Below are 6,395 nucleotides of genomic sequence, written 5' to 3' on the forward strand. Positions count from 1 at the left end.
ATCTTCTGTTTTTATCCTTGGTACTCTCGCATGTATATATGTTTCATATTGAAATAAATTTAAATGTCTCCATGTCTTTTTGACTGTATCGTAGGCTCCATATCTCTTCCCGTTTATTTCAAATTTCGCTCCTCTTTTGAAATTTACATATATGTTTACTTTATTCCCATCTTGTTCTATTTTTTCTATTCTCCATGGTTCATTTATATTTAGTATTTTTTCAAAAAATCTTGGCAATTCATTTATCATTTTGGTCCTCCTCCTTTTTTCTTTCATTCCTATAATATCATATTTTTTCTTTTTTTACCCACTGTTTTTAGAAGAGAACCTTAAATTTAGAAAAATTAAGAAAATTAAATGATTTATCCGAAGATATCGTTTTTTTTGCAGATAAAAATAATGTTTCGTATTATGCCGCTAGAAGTGGGAAAATTTATATTCGAATAGAGAATGTTTACTATATGATAGAAGACTTTGAAAACGAGTAAATCTGGTCTTAAAAGACCAGATTTATTTTAGTTTCCAGAAAATTGAATTATTTTTTATTATAGGCTCAATCTTTTTTTCATCACGCAAATAACTTAAGAATCCCATTATTGTTGTATTATATAAATAATATAAAGTTGCATTAGTTATATTTAATCCGTAAGAATAAAGTAAATAAGAAACTATTTTTTCAGTTGTTTTTTCCGAATCTAAAAAACCTAATATTTTTTCTTCAATTTCTACTATTCTTTTATAATTTAATTTGGCCAAGTATTTTATATTATTTAATAAAGATCCATGAGATGGAAGATAAAAATTAAAATTCGTTTCTTCTAAATTTAAAAGCGTTTCTTTAGCATTTTTTATATTTACGTTTACAGGAATTTTATGTTTTTCTAATAATTCTTCCGAAATTAAAGCATCTCCACAAAAAAGAATATTTTCATACAAAATTCCTTTTTGGAATTCTGTATGCCCATCTAATGAAATTAAATCTATTCTGTTTTCTTCAATAAATATAGATGTATCTTCTTTTTCTATAATATTTGTAACTTTAGATGGTTTAGCAAGTAGGAATTTATTCCTTAAATCTTTAAGAGGATACGCACCGGAATAAATAAAATATGGTAAATACAATGGTGCTTCCAACATACTTAATTCTTCTCTTAAAGCAAAAATTCTAACCTCTGGTATATGTTTTTGAATAAAATGATTACCTCCAATATGGTCAGCATGCATATGTGTATTTATTATATATTTTATTTTATAACCATTATCTTTTAATATTTTTATTATTCTTCTTCCTTTTGAATTATCACTTCCACTATCTACAATTAATACGTCATTAGATTCATTGATTTTTATAATTCCAATATTGGTAGTATCTTCAATATATAACACATTCTCAGTAATTTTATGTAATTTCATAATATACCCCTTTCATAAAAAATAAATATTTAATACTATCATATATGTAAAAATATTAGATTCAAATTATTCAAAACTTCTTTTTAATATTAATATTGTAAAATTGGCTAAATGATTGATTATATACTAATTGTACCATATTATCATTTGTATGAGATTAAGTTTTCATATATCATTTATTATGTTATAATAAATGATATATGAAAGAATAAAGATAACAAACTTTAAATAACTGAAAATATTTAAAGATGATATTATTAAAATTAATATATATGAACCTATAGAAGAAGTGTATGCTCAAATGCTTGAACTTCTGTATATATGGTTTTAGAAGGTTTAAAAATGAAATTATTTGATTAGGTATAAAAAACGAAGTGTAATAAGCATAAAAATTTTATATAAATTATTTTAATAAAGCAAATTGGGTGATATGATGGGAAGAAGAATTATATATGGTAAAACATGGTGGGGTAAAAAGTGGATAGAGGCTATGGAAAAAATAGATTTTAATACAAACAGATTGCCTAGGGGAAAACGGTATGCAAATAAAGGAGCTGTTCTTGAAATTAAAATAAATAGAAAATTTGATATTGTTGCTAAGGTTCAAGGAACAAGATCTGTACCATATAAAGAAAAAATCTCATTGTATAAATTTACAGATGAAGAAATAAATATAATAGCTAATATTTTACTAGAAACTCCATATGTTTCTGGTCAATTAATGTCTGGAAAATTACCCGAAGAACTTTATGATGTATTGAAAAATGAAGGAATAAATTTATTTCCGTCTTCATGGGAAGAAATAAATGCTTATTGTTCCTGTCCAGACTGGGCAAATCCCTGTAAACATCTTGCAGCTGTTTATTATATTATAGCTGATGAATTAGATAAAGATCCATTTTTGATATTTGAAATGCATGGATTAAAAAAAGAAAAATTATTAAAATTAGCTAAAATCCAATCAAAAAAAACAAAAGAAAAAAATATTTTCGAACCCATCCAAAAAGATAATATTGATATATCAAAAGTAATAGAACCATCTGTTTTTTTTAATCAAAAAGTTAATATAATTGATTATTTACCAGAAAGTAATTTATCCATTGGAAAAAACGTAAAATCATTATTAAATAAAATTTATTTGAAGAATTCTATTTATATTGAAAATATTAAATTATCTGAAGAAATTAATCCATACTTCAAGGAAAGTAAATTCGAGTTTTTTTATGACGTTATAAATCCCAAAATAAAGATAACAGGCTTTAATCCAATATCAAAAAAAGAAAATATTACATTTGAAGATTTTTTTTCATATTTTGAAAAAATTCCGTTATTAATAAAAAATACTGATAATGAATATTCTGTTTTTTTTAAAAAAACGTTAAGCTTTGTATATAACTTAGTTTTATATAACAGTTATGCTCCTTTTCCTGAACAAGTAGATAAAGAAAAATTTTATATAAAGTATTTACCTTTGTTATCAAACGAATCAGTTAAAAATTACATTGAATTTCTGGAATTAATTATTCCAAATAATCTAATTCTTCATAAAAATAAAAATTTTGTAGTAAAAAAGAAAGAGGCTGTAATATATATAATTTCACTCTTTATTAAAGAGATAACAAAAAGAGCTTTTTTTAGTAATAATGATTATTTAAAAAATAAAATTCTAACATTATTCATTTCAGATAACATATATACCTCTACAAACTTTAAAGAAAAACAAATATACACATATTTAAAAAATTATTTCAGTCCTTTCTTTTTTAAAAACATAAATTATTCGCTAGTTATAAAAATTTCACCGTTTATTGAAAATAGATATTCATTATCCCTTCTAATAAAAAATAATAAAGATTTATTAGAAGAACCTATAAAATTATCAACATTTTTAAATAAAATAGATGATAGTATAGAAAAAGAAGAGATTTTTAAACAACTTGGGTTTATTTCTAATTTGTCCGAAACTACAAAATTATTGGTAAAAAATAACGATATTATTATCACATCTGAAGAATTAAGTCAACTTCTTTTTGAAACAAAATCTATTTTAAAAACATTTGGTATTGAGCTTTTACTACCCAAAGAAATGAAAAAAATTATTGATGTTAAACCAGCAATTGTTGTAAAAAGTAAAAAAAATATTATAAGTTTTTTAAGTTTGAAAGATCTTTTAAAATTTGATTGGAAAATAGCCATAGGAGATGATTTTTTAACACTAGAAGAATTCAAAAAATTATCTGGAAAAGCCAACGGGATCATAAAATTTAAAGACAAATATATAAATTTAAATCCTGAAAAAGTGCTTAATATATTAAAAAAAATTGAAGAAACTCCTAAAATCAAATCCAATTTTGAAGGTTTAAAAATATTACTTTCTGGTGAAATTAATAATGTACAGGTTTTTTTAGATGAAAAAGTTAAAAATATAATATCAGAAATAAAAAATATAAAAAATATAAAAACCCCAAAAACGCTAAAGGCTACTTTGAGAAATTATCAAAAAAAGGGATATAGATGGTTAAAAGCGCATACAGAAAAAGGGTTTGGAGTTTGTTTAGCTGATGATATGGGACTTGGAAAAACTATACAGGTTATTTCTGTATTATTAAAAGATAAAGAAAATAAAGAGTTAACTAAACCAGCTCTTGTAATATGTCCAACAACATTAATAGGCAATTGGGCTAATGAAATAGAAAAATTCTCACCATCATTAAAATACAACATTTATCATGGTAGCGATAGAGAATTAGATGAAAAATCTGATGTATTAATAACTTCTTATGGAGTAATTAGACGCGATTTGGAAAAAATAAAAAATAAAGAATGGTCCTATATTATTTTAGATGAAGCACAAAATATTAAAAATTATTTATCAAAACAATCTAAAGCTGTTAAATTATTAAGAGCAGAAAGAAGAATAGCTTTAACGGGTACCCCTATAGAAAATAAACTAATTGATTTGTGGAGTATCTTTGATTTTTTAATGCCAGGATATTTAGGAAATATTTCCAAATTTGTTGATGAATATGCTATTCCTATAGAAAAGTATAATAACGAATATAAGATGGAATCTCTCAAGTCTATTATTAATCCATTTTTATTAAGACGACTTAAAACGGATAAAAATATTATTAAAGATTTGCCAGAAAAAATAATTTTTGATCAGTATGTTTATCTTACAAAATATCAAACAACATTATATAATGAAGCTGTAAAAATAATTGATAGTATAAATGAAACTGATGGAATTAAACGTGAAGGAATAATATTTAAATTAATAACTTCATTAAAACAGATATGTAATCATCCTTCAAATTATTTAAAAGATAATAATTTTGATTATGAGCTATCTGGAAAATCAAAGAAATTAATAGATTTATTGAATGAAATTCTCGAAAATAATGAAAAGGCTATAATATTTACGCAATATAAAGAAATGGGTAAGATCTTGGAAAAAATTATAAAAAATAATCTAAAAATATCTCCTTTATTTTTCCATGGAGGATTAAACAGAAAAATGAGGGAAGATAATATTTTAAAATTTCAAAATTCACATGAATTTCCTGTAATGATAATATCTCTAAAAGCTGGAGGGACTGGGTTAAATCTTACATCAGCATCACATGTAATACACTATGACTTATGGTGGAATCCAGCTGTGGAAAATCAAGCAACTGATAGAGCATATAGAATAGGTCAAAAGAAAAATGTAATCGTTCATAGATTTATTACAAAAAATACTTTTGAAGAAAAAATAAATGAATTACTTAAAGCAAAAGAAAAGTTAAGTGGGAATATTTTAAAAATGGGTGAAAAGTGGATTTCAGAACTTTCTGATGAAGAATTAAAAAAATTATTTAAATTTAATAAGCAAAGATAATTTTTTTATATATGAAACCACCGTATATCTAATTTGGATATACGGCTTTTTTATTATCCTAAAAAAGTCATAAAATCAATATTTCAATTTAGAAAATATAAAAAAAGAAAATTTTTGGTAGATAGTATAATGAAATTATTTTTTTGTGATATAATTACATTGAAATTATACTAATTTAAATTATACTAATTTAGTTTAGTATAATTTAAATTGGGGGTGAAATTATTTTTATAAATAGATTTGAGGAAAGAGATTTTTTTGAAAAGATTTTGAATTCCAATAAAAAAGAAGTTTTTATATTATATGGCCGAAGAAGAATTGGGAAGAGTTTTTTATTAAAAGAAGTATCAAAAAACAAAAATGCATTATATTATACTGCAAGAAAAATTTCTCCAAAAGAACAGTTAAAAATTTTTTCAATGAAAGTAGGAGAATTTTTGAATTTTGGCAAAATTAATTTTGAAAACTGGGAAGATGCATTTAGAATTCTGTTTGAATTTTCAAAAAAAGAAAATTTAATTTTAATTTTAGATGAATTTCAGTATATGGTCGAAAAGAATCAGGAAATGCTTTCAATACTTCAATTATTGATTGATGAATTTGAAACTTCCAAAATCAAACTGATTTTATGCGGATCAAGCATAAGTTTTATGGAAGGTATTTTGAGTTATAATAACCCATTATATGGACGTAAAACAGGAAATTTAATGTTGAATCCTATTGCTTTTAAAGATATTAGTTTATTTATTCCAAATTATGATTATCATTTTTTAATGATTGTTTATTCAATAGGATCTTCAAAAATAGAGGAAAAAGAAAGTAACGGCAAAGCAAAAAAGATTACACAAAGGTAAACAGGGAAAAAATAGCAAAATTAGAGAGAGGGGAAACAAAGAAGTAGAAAAAAGGGACGAAATCAAACTGAAAAGTAGTATGAAAAGCATAAACCAAAAGAACGAATCAAAAAGATTCGCTAATTTGAAAGATTGAAATTTCAAAAAAATAATAAATAATAAAAATAGTTAATAGTAAGTATGTATATTATCTCCGAACAAAATTAGAGCGAGTTGATTTAATAGAAGTAAGTAAATCATCTCTACCC

General features: G+C 23.5%; 3 protein-coding genes and 1 pseudogene. 2 read left to right on the plus strand and 2 right to left on the minus strand.

Translation table 11 applies throughout. From position 1 onward, the window contains the following. Positions 1-249 (minus strand): annotated as a pseudogene (locus tag BUA62_RS10925) (transposase family protein); the annotation flags it as partial. A 261-nt stretch (positions 250-510) separates the two neighbouring features. After that, positions 511-1,413, minus strand: coding sequence for an MBL fold metallo-hydrolase (locus tag BUA62_RS10930; protein WP_072866074.1), 903 nt, complete (start codon positions 1,411-1,413; stop codon positions 511-513). Between the two features lie 433 nt (positions 1,414-1,846). On the opposite strand from BUA62_RS10930, the gene BUA62_RS10935 reads away from it, so the two are divergent. Both BUA62_RS10935 and BUA62_RS10940 read left to right on the plus strand, forming a co-directional pair. Then, positions 1,847-5,293, plus strand: a complete 3,447-nt coding sequence (locus BUA62_RS10935; RefSeq protein ID WP_072866075.1) for a DEAD/DEAH box helicase — start codon at positions 1,847-1,849, stop codon at positions 5,291-5,293. A 230-nt stretch (positions 5,294-5,523) separates the two neighbouring features. Then, positions 5,524-6,147: an AAA family ATPase gene (locus tag BUA62_RS10940; RefSeq protein ID WP_268776025.1), complete on the plus strand. Its 624-nt coding sequence runs from the start codon at positions 5,524-5,526 to the stop codon at positions 6,145-6,147. Positions 6,148-6,395 lie beyond the last annotated feature (248 nt).

The organism is Marinitoga hydrogenitolerans DSM 16785 (assembly GCF_900129175.1).
Lineage (GTDB): Bacteria > Thermotogota > Thermotogae > Petrotogales > Petrotogaceae > Marinitoga > Marinitoga hydrogenitolerans.